The 237-nt window shown below is 54.4% G+C and carries 1 protein-coding gene; it reads left to right on the forward strand.

Going from position 1 to position 237, the window contains the following annotated elements:
- Nucleotides 1–67: 67 nt before the first annotated feature.
- Nucleotides 68–237 (forward strand): YtoQ family protein (locus B3Q33_RS08255; protein ID WP_286827463.1); only part of this gene is annotated, 170 nt, incomplete at its 3' end.

Consider the following 237-nt stretch of genomic DNA (forward strand, 5'->3'; position numbering starts at 1 on the left):
CAACGGGTTTTTCAGTAGCCTGCTATGCTGGCCGGGCTTACTGACATTGATAGATGGGAGAAACGCAATGAGCTTCTGGACGGTTTACCTCTCCGGGGAGATTCACACCGATTGGCGCGAGCGCATCATTCAGGGGTGTGCCGAGAAAGAACTGGATATCGAATTTAGCGGCCCGGTGACCGATCACGAAGCCAGCGACAAGGTGGGGGTAAACATTCTTGGCGCGGAAGAAAAGCG

The organism is Alcanivorax sp. UBA3183 (assembly GCF_002364155.1).
GTDB classification, from domain to species: Bacteria; Pseudomonadota; Gammaproteobacteria; order Pseudomonadales; family Alcanivoracaceae; genus Alcanivorax; species Alcanivorax jadensis.